The following is a 14,112-nucleotide window of genomic DNA, read 5'->3' as shown; positions in this document are numbered from 1 at the left end:
ATGCCTGACCCGATCCATACGCTCGGCATCAATGCCGCTTTCCACGACAGCGCCGCGTGCATCGTGCGCGACGGCGTCGTGATCGCGGCGGCCGAGGACGAACGCTTCACGCACGTGAAGCACGCGAAGCGCCCGGTGCCGTTCTCGACCTGGGAGCTGCCCTTTCACGCGATCGACTATTGCCTCGCGGAAGCCGGCATCACGCTCGCGGACGTGGACCACGTCGCATATTCGTACGACCCGTGGTTCGAACTCGACCGCGAAGGCACGGCGCCGTCGCTGACCTTGCCGCTGTCGCCGTCCGCGCATGCGCCGCGCGAAGACGGCGCATCGCCGTGGCATCCGCTGTTCCTGTCGTCGATCGTCAACGCGCCGCGCCAGCTCGCGGGCGGCGTGCCGCATCATCTGCAGCGGCGCTTTCGCGGCGTCACGCACGACGGGCCGTTCCGCTGGCATTTCATCGAGCACCATCTCGCGCACGAGGCGAGCGCGTTTCTCGCGGCACCGTTCGAGCGCTGCGCGGTGATGACGATGGACGGGCGCGGCGAGCGCGCGACGACGAGCTACGGCGTGTTCGACGGCCGCTCGTACCGGCGGCTCGGGCAGGTCAACCTGCCGCATTCGCTCGGGCTGCTGTACGAGCGCGTGACCCGCTATCTCGGCTTCCTGCACTCGTCCGACGAATACAAGGTGATGGCGCTCGCGTCGTACGGCAAGCCGGTGTTCGCCGACGAGATGCGCAAGCTCGTGCAGTATCGCGGCGAAGGGCGTTACGACGTGATCGACGCGGATCTGGCCGCGCAATTCGGGCCGCCGCGCGAACGCGGCGGTCCGATCGAGCCGCATCATTGCGACATCGCGCATGCGTTGCAGCTGGTGCTCGAGGAGACGACGCTGCAGGCGGTCGACTGGCTGGCCGCGGAAACCGGCGAGCGGCAGCTCGCGATGGCGGGCGGCGTCGCGCTGAACTGCGTGATGAACGCGAAGATCCGCGATCGCGGCCCGTTCGACGACGTGTGGGTGCAGCCGGCCGCAGGCGACGCGGGCACGGCGCTCGGCGCCGCGCTGTGGACCGACTTCCGGATGCGCGGCGAGCGCGGCGCCTGGCGGATGGACCATGCGTATCTCGGGCCGGCTTACGACGACGATACGATCGAGGCGTTCCTGAAGGAAGCGCAGTTGCCGTACCGGCGGCTCGCCGACGTGGCCGCGCAGACGGCCGCGCTGCTCGCGGCGAACCGCGTGATCGGCTGGTTCCAGGGGCGCATGGAATTCGGCCCGCGCGCGCTCGGCGCACGGTCGATCCTCGCGTCGCCGATCGACCCGGACATGCAGCGCAAGCTGAACCGGATCAAGGATCGCGAGGATTTCCGGCCGGTCGCGCCGGTCGTGCTCGAAGACCGTGCGCATCACTGGTTCAGCGGCGGCCGAGTCACGCCGCTGCGCGCGCCGTTCATGCTGTTCGTCTACGACGTCGTGCCCGAGCGCGCCGCGAAGATTCCGGCGGTGCGCCACATCGACGGCACCGCGCGCGTGCAGACCGTAGACGACACGCAGCATCCGCTGCTGCATGCGCTGCTGACCGAGTTCGACGCGCTCACCGGCGTGCCGGTGCTCGTCAACACGTCGTTCAACACGCGCGGCGAGCCGATCGTATGTTCGCCGCGAGACGCGATCGAATGCTTCTGGACGTCGCCGCTCGACGCGCTCGTGATCGGCCCGTTCCTGCTGGAGAAACCCAGATGAACGCGCGCGACACGCATCTGCCGCCGGTCGTGTCGGTCGTCGTGCCCACCTACCGGCGGCCCGACCTGCTCGCACGCTGCCTCGACGCGCTGTGCGTGCAGGTGTTCGATCCGACCACCTACGAGATCGTCGTCGTGGACGACGATCCGGCCGGCAGTGCGCGCGCCGTCGTCGATGCGTGCCGCACGCGCGTGACCGACGTGCCGGCGATCCGCTACATGACCGCGCCCGACACGCAGGGCCCGGCCGGCGCGCGCAACGTCGGCTGGCGCAGCGCGTGCGGCGCGCTGATCGCGTTCACCGACGACGACACGATTCCCGACCCGACCTGGCTGCGCCACGGCGCCGACGCGCTGCTGGCCGAGCCGTCGGCGGCGGCCGCGGCCGGCCGGATCGACGTGCCGCTGCGGCCGTGCCCGACCGACTACGAACGCGATGCGGCCGGGCTCGCACATGCGGAATTCGCGACCGCGAACTGCTTCGTGCGGCGCGCGGCGCTCGAACGCGTCGGCGGCTTCGACGAACGCTTCACGCGCGCGTGGCGCGAGGATGCCGACCTGATGTTCGCGCTGCGCGAGCATGCGGGGCCGATCGTCGAGGCCGACGCCGCACGCATCGTGCATCCGGTGCGTCCCGCACGCTGGGGATCGAGCATCGGCGCGCAGTCGAAGGTGTATTTCGACGCGCTGCTGTACAAGAAGCATCGCGCGACTTACCGGCGTCATATCCGGCCGGTGCCGCCGTGGCATTACTACGCGGCCGTGCTGGCCGCGCTCGGCGCGCTTGGCTGCCTCGCGGCCGGCTTGCCGGCGCCGGCCATCGCCTGCGCGGCGGTGTGGGCCGCGATTACCGCGGGGTTCTGCGCGAAACGATTGCGCGGCACGCAGCTCACGGCGTCGCACGTGGCCGAGATGATCGTCACGTCCATCGCGATTCCGCCCGTGTCGCTGTATTGGCGCATGCGCGGCGCGCTTCACTTCCGAGTACTGTTCCTATGAAGCTCGACCCCAACGTCGATTCCGACGGCCGGCGCGGCCCGAAGCGGATCGCCGTGTTCCGCGCGCTGCAGCTCGGCGACATGCTGTGCGCGGTGCCCGCGCTGCGCGCGCTGCGGCGCGGCGAACCGGATGCGCGCATCACGTTGATCGGCCTGCCGTGGGCCCGCGAGTTCGCATCGCGCTTTTCGGACTACATCGACGGTTTCATCGCATTCCCCGGCGCGCCGGGGCTCGCCGAACAGCCCGAACCCGACGCGGCCGCGCGCGAGGCGTTCGTCGCCGAATGCCGTTCGCGCGATTTCGATCTCGCGATCCAGCTGCACGGCAGCGGCGCGCACACGAATGCGATCGTCGCGTCGCTCGGCGCGACGCGCACGGCCGGTTTCGTGCCGGCCGACGGCGGCACGGCCGCGCTCGACTGCGCGCTCGTGTGGCGCGACGACGAACCGGAAGTGACGCGCTATCTGGCGCTCACGCGCAAGCTCGGCTACGCGGACTGGGGCGACTACCTCGAATTCCCGCTCGGCGGCCTCGACTATGCGCTGTGGCACGTGCTCTGCGACGAACACGCGCTCGATCCCGGTCGCTACGTGATCGTCCATCCCGGCGCGCGGATGGCGTCGCGGCGCTGGCCGGTCGAACGCTTCGCGCTCGCCGCGCGGCAGCTCGCCGACGACGGCTGGCAGATCGTGCTGACCGGCACGCGCGCGGAACTGGCGCTGGCGAGCGCGTTCGCCGAGCACCTCGGGCGGCCGTGCGTGAACCTGTGTGGCCGCACGCCGCTCGGCGCGCTCGCCGCGCTGATCGCCCGCGCGCGGCTGCTGTTGTGCAACGACACGGGCGTGTCGCATGTCGCGGCGGCGCTCGGCACGCCGAGTATCGTCGTCGCGTGCGGCAGCGATACGGCCCGCTGGGCGCCGCTCGACGCCGAACGCCATCGCGTGCTCGCGAACTACCCGGCGTGCCGGCCGTGCATGTTCGATACGTGTCCGTACGGGCACGAGTGCGCGACGGCGATCGGCGTCGGCGAAGTGATCGACCGGGCGGGCGAACTGCTCGCGGAGGAGAGACGTCATGTCACGTAAGCGGTTGCGCGTGCTGACCTGGCACGTGCATGGCAACTATCTGTATTACCTGTCGCAGGCGCCGCACGACTTCTACATCGTGACGAAGCCGCAGCATCCGCCCGGCTATGCGGGCCGCGTCGGGCACCTGCCGTGGGGCGACAACGTGCACGAGGTGCCGGCCGAGTGCGTGCGCGACACCGAGTTCGACTGCGTGCTGTACCAGCACGTGAATCATTACCGGCACGACCGCCTGCGGCTGCTGAGCGAGGCGCAGCGCGCGCTGCCGACGCTGTTCGTCGAGCACGATCCGCCGCGCGAGCATCCGACCGACACGCTGCATCCGGTGCAGGATCCGAACGTGTTGCTGGTGCACGTGACGCCGTTCAACGCGCTGATGTGGGACAACGGTGTGACGCCGACGCGCGTGATCGAGCACGGCGTGCTGATGCCGGAAGGCATCGAGTATCACGGCACGCTGCCCAAGGGCGTGGCCGTGGTGAACAATCTCGCGCGCCGCGGCCGGCGCCTCGGCGCGGACCTGTTCGAGGTCGTGCGGCACAGCGTGCCGATCGACCTGGTCGGGATGGGCTCGACCGAACTCGGCGGGATCGGCGAAGTGCCGAACCCGGCGCTGCCGCAGTTCCTGTCGCACTACCGGTTCTTCTTCAATCCGATTCGCTACACGAGTCTCGGGCTCGCGGTGATCGAGGCGATGATGATCGGGCTGCCGATCGTCGCGCTCGCGACGACCGAGATGGCGCAACTCGTGAAGACCGGCAGCAACGGCGTGGCCGATACGCGGCCGGCCGTGCTGATCGACGCGATGCGGATGCTGATTCGCGATCAGGAACTGGCGCGCGAGTGGGGCGCGGCGGCCAGGCGCGACGCCTGCGAGCGATTCGGCATCGAACGCTTCGCGCGCGACTGGGACGCCGCATTGCGCGACGTGGCGGCGTGACGGCGGCGGCGTGACGACGTGACGACGTGACGAAGGCGGCGTGAGCCGCCGCATTCACGGCGCCGTCGCGGGCGGAGAAGCGGACGGTGAGGGCGGCGAAGCGCTCGCGCTGCCGCCGCTCGCGGCGTTCGGCGCCGCCGGCGCGATGCCGCTGGCCGCATTGCGCTCGTTTTCGGGCAGCAGCGCGAGGCGGTTGTACAGCGTTTTCAGGCTGATGCCGAGCGCCTTCGCGGTGCGCGGCTTGTCGCCGTTGAAATGGCGCAGCGACGCGACGATGAAGCGCTGCTGCGTATGCGCGAGCGTCGTGCCGATATGCAGCGTCATCGCGTTGTGGCGCACTTCCTCGCGCGGCGGCTGGCGGCGCGGCAACTGCAGTTCGATCTGCTCGTCGGCGAGGATGAATGCGCGCTCCAGCGCGTTGCGCAGTTCGCGCACGTTGCCGGGCCACGTGTACGCGCGCAGCGCCTTCATCGCCTGCGTCGACAGGCGCTTCCTCGTGCGGTGCCGCGCGTTCAGCCGTTCGACGATCTGCAGCGCGATGTCGCCGACGTCGTCCTCGCGCTGCCTGAGCGCGGGCACGTGCAGCGCGACCGGTGCGATCCGGTAGAACAGGTCTTCGCGCAGCCTGCCGCTGCGCAATGCCTCGACCGGATCGTGGTGGGTGGCCGCGACGATTCGCACGTCGAGCGGAATCGCCTCGTGGCCGCCGACGCGCACGATCGTGTTGGTTTCGAGCGTGCGCAGCAGCTTGACCTGCAGCTCGGCGGGCATCTCGGCGATTTCATCGAGAAACAGCGTGCCGCCGCGCGCGGCTTCGAACATGCCGACATGTTGCGCCACGGCGCCCGTGAAGCTGCCTTTTTCGTGACCGAACAACTGCGACTCCGCGAGGTCCTTCGGAATCGCGCCGCAGTTGACGGGCACGAACGGCCCGCGCCGGCGCGGGCTCATGTCGTGAATGAGCCGGGCGACGATATCCTTGCCCGCACCGCTTTCGCCGACCACCAGCACACTCAGGCGGGTGGCGGCGACGCGCGACACTTTCAGCAGCAAATCCTGAATTGTTCGCGAACGACCGAACAGTCGCGTGCCGTCATCGTCGGATTTCGACATGGGGTATGACCGGGTTGGGAAGTTTTGACCGAACGTGTCGTGATCAGGTAAAAAACGACGTGGCATACGTCGTCTTTCACGTAAGCAGGATACCTTTTATACCGATTCGTCGACATTGAATCTGGCAATGCAGCTTGCGCCGGCAGATAGATTTATTCGATGAGCGGCGAATGCACGACATCGTTCTTCTATACTGCTAAGCACTCGTTTTCAGTGCAGGACAGCTTGTCTGCCCGTTCGTGTGCAGCGTTGAAAGTGCCGTCGTGGGCTCGCTGACGCGCATGACGCTGCACGTGGTCGCGGTGCCGGCCCACGTATGCGCCGGGCCGCATTACAAGGAGCCTCGATGCCTTACGTCCTGATCGTCGAAGACGACGCCGATACGCGAACGATGCTGGCCACGCTCGCGCGCACGCAGCAGCTTACGTGCGATACGGCCGCGACGCTTGAAGAAGCGCGCACGCTCGTCTCGACGCATACCCCCGATCTCGTGCTGTGCGATCTCGTGCTGCCCGACGGCAACGGGATGGATCTGTTCGACGCATTACCCAAGCGCGGGCATTGCGAAATCGTGTTGACCACCGGCCACGCGAGCCTCGAAACCGCGATCGATGCGTTGCGGCGCGGCGCGACCGACTATCTGGTGAAGCCGCTCAACATGCAGCGGCTCAACAGCATCTTCGCGCGCGTGCCTCGCACGACCGCGCTGCACGAGGAAATCGCGGAGCTGCGCTCGGAACTGCAGCGCCTCGGCCGGTTCGGCCGCATGCTCGGCAGCTCGCCGGCGATGCAGGCCGTCTACGACGCGATCGGCCGCGTCGCGCGCACCGAGGCGTCGGTGCTGCTCACCGGCGAATCGGGCACCGGCAAGGAGCTCGCCGCGCAGACCGTGCACGACCTCAGCCTGCGCCGGCGCGGCCCGTTCCTCGCGGTGAACTGCGGCGCGATCGCCGCGAATCTCGTCGAGAGCGAGATGTTCGGCCACGACCGCGGCAGCTTCACCGGCGCGGAACGCCAGCACAAGGGCTTCTTCGAACGCGCGGACGGCGGCACGCTGTTTCTCGACGAAATCACCGAGATGCCGGTCGAATCGCAGGTCAAGCTGCTGCGCGTGCTGGAGACCGGGCGCGTCACGCGGCTCGGCTCGACGCGCGAGATCGACGTCGACGTGCGTATCGTCGCCGCGACGAACCGCGACCCGGAAGCGGCGATGGCGGACGGCAAGCTGCGGCCCGACCTGTTCCACCGGATCAACGTGTTCCCGATTCCGCTGCCGTCGCTGCGCGAACGCGGCGACGACATCCCGATGCTCGCCGACGCGTTCCTGCAGCGCTACAACGAGGAAAGCGGCCGCAACCTGCGCTTCGCGCCCGCCGCACGCGAGGCGCTGAAGAGCTACGAATGGCCCGGCAACGTGCGCGAGCTGCGCAACTTCGTGCAGCGCGCGAGCATCTTCACCGATGCCGACGTGATCGAGACGCTGCCTCCACCAATCATGGACGAGCTGTCCAGCATGGTCGATTCGCATGAAGATCGCGTCACGGTGCCGTTCGGCACGCCGCTCGAGGAGGTCGACCGCAAGCTGATCCTTGGCACGATCGCGCAATGCGGCGGCGTGAAGGCGCAGGCGGCCGAGGTGCTCGACGTCAGTCTGAAGACGATCTACAACCGGCTCGCGCAACTGGAAGACGAAACGGAAAAGCCGGATTCCTGATGTGGCCTCGATCGCGCTCATGTACCCGCTCACGTACCCGTTTCGGCCTCGCGGTGCGTGTCGCGCTCGAGCCGGCGACGCATGCGTTCGACGTGCGGCGGGATAGCACGTCGTTCGCGCAGGATCCACGGCAGGCCGGCGAACGTGCGCAGGAGCGCGCGTTCGCGGCGCAGCACCGGCAGCATGCGCACCGTATGCTGCCACGCCGCCGTGGCCGGCCATCTGAGCCACGCCGTCCATACCGCGTTGCGGGCGGCGGTGCGCGCGCGCGTAGGCCGGTCGCGCAGCGCCGACGGGTGGTGATGGACCGTCAGGTGGGGCGCATACACGAGCCAGTGGCCGGCGCGAGTCAGGTCGAGCGCGAGCAACGCTTCCTCGCCGCCGAGAAAGTAGCGCGGATGGTAGCCGCCCGCGCGCACGAACGCGTCGCGCCGGAACGCGGTCGCGCCGGCCAGCAGCCCGAGGATCGGCCGGCCCGGCAGCGCGACGGGCGCGTCCAGCGGGCTGTCGGCCATCAACCGGCAGGTCGGGTCCTCGCGCCGGTCGGGGCCGACGAGCACGCGCGCGGTGACGGCCGCGACGTGCGGATACGCGTCGAGCAGGTTCGCGGCTTCGGCGATCGAACCGGGCGCCCACCACGTGTCGTCGTCGCAGAACGCGACATGGCGCGTGCGGGCCACGGCCACGCCGAGATTGCGGCCGGCCGCGCCGAGGTTGCCCGGCGCGTGCACGAGCGCGACATGCGCAAAGCGCTCGCGGATCAGCGTGGCCGTCTCGGCGTCGGCTGCGTTGTCGACGACGACGATCGCCGGCCGGTCGGGCAGCGCGGAAAGGTGTTCGAGCGTGCGCGCGAGTTCGGCGGCGCGCCGGCAGGTCAGCACGACGGCGGTCACGCGCGGCTCGGCCGGCGGCAGCGCGACGCGCGCGGGCGTTACGCGGACGTGACGTCGCATTCGAGCCGCCAGATCGTTTCGGGTTCGCGGAGAGCAGCGCGCATATGAGGTTCGAACAGCGTTACCTGGCTTGCATAGGCTTCGACGGCGGCGGCTTTCGCGGTGGCGCCTTCCGTATCGCCGCCGGCCGGCGGCGCGACCGGATGCGCGATCCAGCCGCGCTCGCGCCAGCCGATCACGCGCCTGGCCATCAGCCCGTCGATGCGGCGGTAGGGCATGTCCTCGTAGAAGCGCCAGATGCGCGACGGCTCGTCTTCACGCAACAGCGACAGCATGGCTTCCTGCACCTGCAGGTGATCGCGGTGGAACAGGCCGGCCGGCGCGAGCACGCCGAAGCCCGGGTGCGCGTCGATCGTCGCGGCCACGCGTGCGGCGATCGCGGTCGACGTGGCCGGCAGGCCGTACTGATCGTCGAGGAAGTCGAGCCACACGGGGTGCGCGTCGAGCAGCGCGAGCGCGCGGCGGTCTTCGTCGCGGCGCGCTCGCACCGCCTCGTCGGCTTGCTGGAACCCCGCGCGGCGATCCCATGGCGGCGCGGGCGTGCCGCGCGGCGGAATCCCCGCGAATACGGTGACGACGATCGAACCGGGCGCCTGCGCGAGCAGTTGCCCGCAACTGAAGACGGCATCGTCGAGATGCGGCGAGACGACGAGCCAGCGTGTCGGATCGGGCATGGCGTGAAGATCTCCATCGTGAGCGGCCGGGCCGCCGGTGCCGATCGGCCAGCATGCGCCGTGCCCGCCGGCGGCGCCCGCGCGGGCCGCTGTCGACTGTTTCCGCAGGAGCGTGTTCAATGATCGAAATTGCACGGCCGCAGGCCGGAAATTACGCAACGGCCGTGATGCTGGTCGCGATCGCGACCGTGTTGCAGACGCTCGCGATCCGGTTCGGCGGCGTGAATCTGCCGTTCGTGCTGTATTACCCGCTGCTCGCCGGCGCCGCGTGGGCGACGTCGTTCCTGTTCGGGATCGTGTCGACCGTGGTCAGCGGGCTGCTCGTCTGGACGCTGTTCCTGTCCGATCCGGCCGCTTATACGGCGCCGCTGCCCGAGCGGCTCGTGCAGCTCGGCACGTTCATGCTGGTCGGTGCGCTGGTGTGCGCGATCGCGTCGATGCTGCATCACACGCGCGTCACGAACGATCGCGCGAGCCGACGCGAGGCGGCCGCGCGCCGGCAGCTCGAAGCCGTGCTGGGCGCGCTGCCGCACGGTGTGATCGCGACCGATACGAAAGGCCGGCTCACCTATCTCAACGCGGCGGCGGCCCAACTCGTCGGCTGCCAGGCGGACGATGCGGTCGGGCGGCCGGTGCGCGACGTCCTGCGGATCGTCGACCACGAAGGCCGTCGCGTGCCGACCACACCGCTCGATCGCGCGCTCGGCGGCGCCGAGGCGACGTCGGACCGGCACTGGCTGCAGGCCGGCGACGGCGAGCCGGTGCCGATCGTCGCGGTCGCGTCGCCGCTCGGCGATGCGGACGGCAACCTCGACGGCGCGGTGCTGTTGCTGCGCGATGCCGGCGCGGACCGTGCGCGCGTCGACGCGTCGCGGGTGCAGCATGCGGTCGTCGACGCCTCGCCGGACGCGATCGTCGGGATCGACGCCGGCGGCCGTATCGCGAGCTGGAACCCCACTGCGCAGCGGATCTTCGGATACGACGAGGCCGATGCGCGCGGCCGCCGGTTCGACACGCTGATCGCGCCGCGCTGGCTGAGGCTCAATCCGCTCGCCAAATCGTTCGACGCGATGCGCGAGCCGGTCGGCCCGCTCGAGCTGCTGTGCGTGCGGCGCGACGGCCGGCGTTTTCGGGCGACGGTATCGGCGTGCCCGGTGCAGGGCGATGCGCGGGCCTGCGTCGCGCTGTCGCTGACGCTGCGCGAAACCGGCGCGCAGCGCCGCCGCGAACTGCGGGCCCAGCGCTCGCTGCAGGGCGCGCGCCATGCGCGCGAGCAGGCCGACACGTCGAACCGGCTGAAGGACGAATTGCTGGCCACGGTGTCGCACGAATTGCGCACGCCGCTGAACGTGATCTACGGGTGGATCGAGGTGCTGCGCAATACCGGCGACCATGCGTTGCAGCATCAGGCGATCGACGCGATCGACCGCAGCGCGCGTTCGCTCACGCGGATGGTCGGCGACATCCTCGATGCGTCGTCGCTCGCGACCGGCAAGCTGCGGCTCGACGCGACGCCGGTCGACGTCGTGCGGCTGTTCTCCGACCAGGTCGGCACGTTCCAGACCGCCGCATCGTCGGCGGGCATCATGCTCGAATTCGACTGCGACGTGTCCGCGTGCATCGTGTCGGGCGACGCCGAGCGGTTGCGGCAGATGCTGTCGAACCTCATCTCGAATGCGCTGAAATTCACACCGGCCGGCGGCAGCGTGACGGTCCGGCTCGCGCGCGAAGACACGCATGCGGTGCTGACCGTCGTCGATACGGGGCAGGGTATCGCGACGGAATTCGTCCCGTACGTGTTCGACATGTTCCGCCGGGCGGACGATTCGCCCGCGTCGCCGCGGCGCGGGCTCGGTCTCGGCCTGTCGATCGTGCGACACATCGCGCAGCTGCACGGGGGCCGTGTGACCGTCGCGAGCGCCGGCCGCGATCGCGGCACGACGTTCACGGTGACGCTGCCGGCCGGATGGCAGCCGGGCGGCGCGTTGGCGTGGGGGATCGTGCACGCGGGCAGCCGTCGCGATGCGCTCGTGCTCGATACGCAGCGCATCCTGATCGTCGACGACGATGCAACCACGCGTGCCAGCCTCACGGCCGCGCTCACCACGTTCGGCGCGGCCGTCGCGATCGCATCGTCCGGCCGCGAGGCGCTCGCGATGGCGGCCGACATGCGGCCGACGGTCGTGCTGTCCGATCTCGCGATGCCCGACGGCGACGGCTTCTGGCTGCTGGACGCGTTGCGGCGCGGCACGACGAACGGCGACAACGGTCCGCTCGACGTGCGCGTGCTGGCCGTCACCGCGCATGCGGGCCTCGCCGACGAACGCCGCGCGCTGGAAGCCGGCTTCGACGGCTACCTGTGCAAGCCGGTCGACGTGCGCGAACTGGCGCTGAAGATCGCGCACGTGACGAAGCGCGACGGCTGACGCGCGTCGCGCTTCGGCCGCGTCAGGTGGTCGGCGCCGGCCGGTTCTGCGTATGGACCTGGGCGAGCAGATGCGACGCGATTCGCGTGCTGCGCACGAGATCGCCGGGCGTGTGATGCGTGACCTGACGCTGAATGAAGTATCGCGCGGTGTGCGCGAGTCCGTTCGCGAGCGTCGTCGTCGCGCGCCAGCCGAGTCGCTTCTGCGCGGCGGCCAGATTCGGCCGCCGCTGGCGCGGATCGTCCGACGGCAGCGGCCGGAACTCGATCGGTACGCTCGCGCCCACGATCCGTACGACTTCCCGCGCGACGTCGATCATCGCGATCTCGACGTCGCTGCCGAGATTGACCGGCTCGCTCGCGTCGCCCGGTTCGTCCATCAGCCGGATCAATGCGTCGATCATGTCGTCGACGTAGCAGAACGAGCGCGTCTGCTTGCCGTCGCCGTAGACGGTCAGCGGCTGTTCCGCGAGCGCCTGGGTGACGAAGTTCGACACCACGCGCCCGTCGGCCGGGTGCATGCGCGGGCCGTACGTATTGAAGATCCGCGCGATCCGCACGTCGACCCCGTACTGGCGGTGATAGTCCGCGAACAGCGTTTCCGCGCAGCGCTTGCCTTCGTCGTAGCACGCCCGGATGCCGGTCGGATTGACGCGCCCGCAGTAGTGCTCGTCCTGCGGATGGACGTCGGGGTCGCCGTACACCTCGCTCGTCGATGCCTGCAGGATGCGTGCCTTCACGCGTTTCGCGAGGCCGAGCAGGTTGATCGCGCCGTGTACGCTGGTCTTCGTCGTCTGCACGGGGTCGCGCTGGTAGTGAACGGGCGACGCCGGACACGCGAGGTTGTAGATCTCGTCGACTTCGACATAGAGCGGAAACGTCACGTCGTGGCGCATCAGCTCGAAGTTCGGCGCATCGAGCAGGTGCGCGATGTTGTCCTTCGTGCCCGTGTAGAAATTGTCGACGCACAGCACGTCGTGCCCGGCCGTCACGAGCCGTTCGCACAGATGCGAACCCAGGAAGCCGGCGCCGCCGGTGACGAGGACGCGTTTTCGATCGTAGCCCTTCATTACGTATTCTCCTTGCGGTGTGCGAGCATGCCCGTCGTGGGGCCGACCGGCGTGCGCCGGCCGGTGCCGGCCGACGTGCCGGCGCGCTGTGCGTGGGCGACGTCGCGATAGATGGCGACGAGCCGGTCGGCTACGCCTTGCCAGGTGTAGAAGCGATGCGCGCGCAGGTAACCGGCGCGGCCGAGCGCCGCGCACAGGTCGGGTTGCGCCCGTAGTTGCACCAGGCGCGCGGCCAGCGCGGCCGGGTCGCGCGGCGGCACGAGATAGCCGGTGGTGCCGTCGTCGACCGTCGTGCGGATGCCGCCGACGTCGCTGCCGATCACCGCCGCCGCGCACGCCATCGCCTCGACCGGCGTGATGCCGAACGGCTCGTACCACGGCGTCGTCACGAACACGTCGGCCGCGCTGTAGTACAGGTGCAGCGCGTCGCGGTCGCGCCGGCCGACGAAGGTCACGCGGTTCGCGATCCCGAGTTCGTGCGCGAATGCGGCGAGCCGCGCGAGTTCCGGGTCGCGCGCGGGGTCGGGCTCCGCCTGGCTGCCGCCGACGACGTACAGGTGCGTCGGCCGCTGCGGATCGCGCGGCATGCGCGCGAGCGCGTCGATCACGGTATCGATGCCCTTGCGCGGCACGAGGCGGCCCAGTTGCAGCACGACGAACGCGTCCTGCGGCCAGCCCAGCCGCGCGCGCGCATCGACGCGCGGCACCGGCCGGAATTCCCGCGCGTCGAAGCCGCACGGCACGATCTCGATCCGCGCGGTGTCGGCGCGATAGTGCGTCGTCAGGTCGAGCGCATCCTGCGGACACTCGGCGATCAGGCGGTCCGAGCGGCGCGCGAGCGTGTCCTCGATCGCGAAGCGCGTGTCGGGGAAGCCATCGGCCGTGCCCTGGTGCAGCCGCCGCACGCGGCCGAGCGCATGGAACGTCGTGACGAGCGGGATGCCGAGCGCTTTTTTCACGCGCAGCGCCGCGTCGCCGGACATGAAGAAGTTCGCGTGCATCACGTCGACGGGGTCGGGCTCGCGCCGCATGCGCGCGATCATGTATTGCGCGAATGCGCCCATGTACGGCAGCAGCCGCTCCTTGGGCACGTCGGTCGGCGGTCCGGCCGGCACGTGGATCACGCGCATGTGCGGGCCGATCGGCACGACTTCCGGCAAATGCGGATTGTCGCAGCGCGTATAGACGTCCACGTCGAGGTCGCGCTCCGCGAGTTGCTTGGCGACGTTCGCGACATAGATGTTCTGACCGCCGGCGTCGACGCCGCCGATCACGCCGAGCGGCGATGCATGTTCACTGATCAACGCGATTCTTTGCATGGTATTGCTCCCGATATCGGGGCCGCGCACACGGGCCGCCGTCATCGGTCGCTCGGCAATCGGCATGCCCGGGGG

At 69.8% G+C, this 14,112-nt stretch carries 11 protein-coding genes; 6 read left to right on the top strand and 5 right to left on the bottom strand.

The genetic code is table 11. From position 1 onward, the window contains the following. From CFB46_RS30770 to CFB46_RS30755, 4 genes are read left to right on the top strand one after another with little or no spacing between them, the layout of a single operon-like run. Positions 1 to 1,746, top strand: coding sequence for a carbamoyltransferase family protein (locus CFB46_RS30770; RefSeq protein WP_027786035.1), 1,746 nt, complete (start codon positions 1 to 3; stop codon positions 1,744 to 1,746). Then, positions 1,743 to 2,744, top strand: coding sequence for a glycosyltransferase family 2 protein (locus CFB46_RS30765; protein ID WP_027786034.1), 1,002 nt, complete (start codon positions 1,743 to 1,745; stop codon positions 2,742 to 2,744). The genes CFB46_RS30770 and CFB46_RS30765 overlap by 4 nt, the downstream gene beginning before the upstream one ends. Then, positions 2,741 to 3,829: a glycosyltransferase family 9 protein gene (locus tag CFB46_RS30760; RefSeq protein ID WP_027786033.1), complete on the top strand. Its 1,089-nt coding sequence runs from the start codon at positions 2,741 to 2,743 to the stop codon at positions 3,827 to 3,829. Before CFB46_RS30765 ends, CFB46_RS30760 begins: the two co-directional genes overlap by 4 nt. Further along, the gene (locus CFB46_RS30755) at positions 3,819 to 4,769 is read left to right on the top strand and encodes a glycosyltransferase (RefSeq protein ID WP_027786032.1); all 951 of its coding nucleotides are present in this window, start codon (positions 3,819 to 3,821) and stop codon (positions 4,767 to 4,769) included. Before CFB46_RS30760 ends, CFB46_RS30755 begins: the two co-directional genes overlap by 11 nt. A gap of 54 nt (positions 4,770 to 4,823) precedes the next feature. On the opposite strand, the gene CFB46_RS30750 is transcribed toward CFB46_RS30755, so the two are convergent. Beyond that, on the bottom strand, positions 4,824 to 5,882 hold the full coding sequence (locus tag CFB46_RS30750; RefSeq protein WP_089502431.1) for a sigma-54 interaction domain-containing protein: 1,059 nt from the start codon (positions 5,880 to 5,882) through the stop codon (positions 4,824 to 4,826). A gap of 346 nt (positions 5,883 to 6,228) precedes the next feature. Between CFB46_RS30750 and CFB46_RS30745 the strand changes: the two genes are divergently transcribed. After that, the gene (locus CFB46_RS30745; protein WP_027786030.1) at positions 6,229 to 7,596 is read left to right on the top strand and encodes a sigma-54-dependent transcriptional regulator; all 1,368 of its coding nucleotides are present in this window, start codon (positions 6,229 to 6,231) and stop codon (positions 7,594 to 7,596) included. Between the two features lie 29 nt (positions 7,597 to 7,625). Here CFB46_RS30745 and CFB46_RS30740 read toward each other — a convergent pair whose 3' ends face one another. Continuing rightward, positions 7,626 to 8,549, bottom strand: coding sequence for a glycosyltransferase family 2 protein (locus CFB46_RS30740; protein WP_027786029.1), 924 nt, complete (start codon positions 8,547 to 8,549; stop codon positions 7,626 to 7,628). Further along, positions 8,528 to 9,223 (bottom strand): PIG-L family deacetylase, encoded by a 696-nt coding sequence (locus CFB46_RS30735; RefSeq protein ID WP_027786028.1) that lies wholly within the window; start codon positions 9,221 to 9,223, stop codon positions 8,528 to 8,530. The genes CFB46_RS30740 and CFB46_RS30735 overlap by 22 nt, the downstream gene beginning before the upstream one ends. Before the next feature lie 119 nt (positions 9,224 to 9,342). On the opposite strand from CFB46_RS30735, the gene CFB46_RS30730 reads away from it, so the two are divergent. Continuing rightward, a complete protein-coding gene (locus CFB46_RS30730; RefSeq protein WP_027786027.1) occupies positions 9,343 to 11,649 on the top strand; it encodes a hybrid sensor histidine kinase/response regulator in 2,307 nt (768 codons plus the stop codon). A 22-nt stretch (positions 11,650 to 11,671) separates the two neighbouring features. Here CFB46_RS30730 and CFB46_RS30725 read toward each other — a convergent pair whose 3' ends face one another. Together CFB46_RS30725 and CFB46_RS30720 are read right to left on the bottom strand one after the other, a co-directional pair. Further along, positions 11,672 to 12,718 carry a UDP-glucuronic acid decarboxylase family protein gene (locus tag CFB46_RS30725; RefSeq protein WP_027786026.1) on the bottom strand — a complete coding sequence of 349 codons (1,047 nt, stop codon included), beginning with the start codon at positions 12,716 to 12,718 and terminating at the stop codon, positions 11,672 to 11,674. After that, the gene (locus CFB46_RS30720; RefSeq protein ID WP_089502449.1) at positions 12,718 to 14,037 is read right to left on the bottom strand and encodes a glycosyltransferase family 4 protein; all 1,320 of its coding nucleotides are present in this window, start codon (positions 14,035 to 14,037) and stop codon (positions 12,718 to 12,720) included. The genes CFB46_RS30725 and CFB46_RS30720 overlap by 1 nt, the downstream gene beginning before the upstream one ends. Positions 14,038 to 14,112 lie beyond the last annotated feature (75 nt).

The sequence above is a fragment of the Burkholderia sp. HI2761 genome (assembly GCF_002223355.1).
Taxonomy (GTDB): domain Bacteria; phylum Pseudomonadota; class Gammaproteobacteria; order Burkholderiales; family Burkholderiaceae; genus Burkholderia.
The sequence above is the reverse complement of the archived record's forward strand: the minus strand, read 5'-3'. Positions and strand labels throughout refer to the sequence as shown.

What these genes read in the sequence shown, in the direction of transcription:
- CFB46_RS30770 (WP_027786035.1), top strand. Translation starts at nt 1, where the DNA reads ATGCCTGACCCGATCCATACGCTCGGCATCAATGCCGCTTTCCACGAC.
- CFB46_RS30765 (WP_027786034.1), top strand. Translation starts at nt 1,743, where the DNA reads ATGAACGCGCGCGACACGCATCTGCCGCCGGTCGTGTCGGTCGTCGTG.
- CFB46_RS30760 (WP_027786033.1), top strand. Translation starts at nt 2,741, where the DNA reads ATGAAGCTCGACCCCAACGTCGATTCCGACGGCCGGCGCGGCCCGAAG.
- CFB46_RS30755 (WP_027786032.1), top strand. Translation starts at nt 3,819, where the DNA reads ATGTCACGTAAGCGGTTGCGCGTGCTGACCTGGCACGTGCATGGCAAC.
- CFB46_RS30750 (WP_089502431.1), bottom strand. Translation starts at nt 5,882, where the DNA reads ATGTCGAAATCCGACGATGACGGCACGCGACTGTTCGGTCGTTCGCGA.
- CFB46_RS30745 (WP_027786030.1), top strand. Translation starts at nt 6,229, where the DNA reads ATGCCTTACGTCCTGATCGTCGAAGACGACGCCGATACGCGAACGATG.
- CFB46_RS30740 (WP_027786029.1), bottom strand. Translation starts at nt 8,549, where the DNA reads ATGCGACGTCACGTCCGCGTAACGCCCGCGCGCGTCGCGCTGCCGCCG.
- CFB46_RS30735 (WP_027786028.1), bottom strand. Translation starts at nt 9,223, where the DNA reads ATGCCCGATCCGACACGCTGGCTCGTCGTCTCGCCGCATCTCGACGAT.
- CFB46_RS30730 (WP_027786027.1), top strand. Translation starts at nt 9,343, where the DNA reads ATGATCGAAATTGCACGGCCGCAGGCCGGAAATTACGCAACGGCCGTG.
- CFB46_RS30725 (WP_027786026.1), bottom strand. Translation starts at nt 12,718, where the DNA reads ATGAAGGGCTACGATCGAAAACGCGTCCTCGTCACCGGCGGCGCCGGC.
- CFB46_RS30720 (WP_089502449.1), bottom strand. Translation starts at nt 14,037, where the DNA reads ATGCAAAGAATCGCGTTGATCAGTGAACATGCATCGCCGCTCGGCGTG.